Origin of the sequence: Parafrankia sp. Ea1.12 (genome assembly GCF_900465275.1) — a bacterium.
Taxonomy (GTDB): domain Bacteria; phylum Actinomycetota; class Actinomycetes; order Frankiales; family Frankiaceae; genus Parafrankia; species Parafrankia soli.
In genome coordinates, this window is record NZ_UBIZ01000003.1 from 1 (window position 1) to 466 (window position 466).

The window sequence follows — 466 nt, forward strand, 5'->3', positions numbered from 1 at the left end:
GTGCCGCCCGACCTCCGGCGCAGACACCGACATGCCCGCCGCGACAGCATCGCGGCTGGTGAGGAGCCTGGCGAACACCAAGAGCCAGCAATCCACTACCCGCATCACGGGGCGGCCGGACTCTTACGCCATCAGCACCAGGAGGACAGACACTCTGTTAGCCCGCGGCCGACCAGCGGCCGGCCCAACAGCCAACCAGCAGTCGACCAGCAGTCGACCAGCAGTCGCTGGCACGCTGTACCAGACAGCACGATACCGGCAAACGAGGGGCCGCGGAACATGTCCGACCCAGTCGAGGCAAGGCCGACGGGCGCACCGCGGCCGACGCGCGCGCGAATCCTGGCCGCGCGGGGCAGCATCGTTCCCGATCTGCTCGCCCCGCGAACCGTGGTGCTGCTCTGCGGCATCAACCCGTCTCTGGAGTCCGGGGCGACCGGCTTCCACTTCGGTACCCCGAGCAATCGGC

General features: G+C 69.3%; 1 pseudogene. It reads left to right on the forward strand.

Annotated elements, in window-relative coordinates:
• Window positions 1-252 precede the first annotated feature (252 nt).
• Window positions 253-466 (forward strand): annotated as a pseudogene (locus FMEAI12_RS37515) (G/U mismatch-specific DNA glycosylase); the annotation flags it as partial.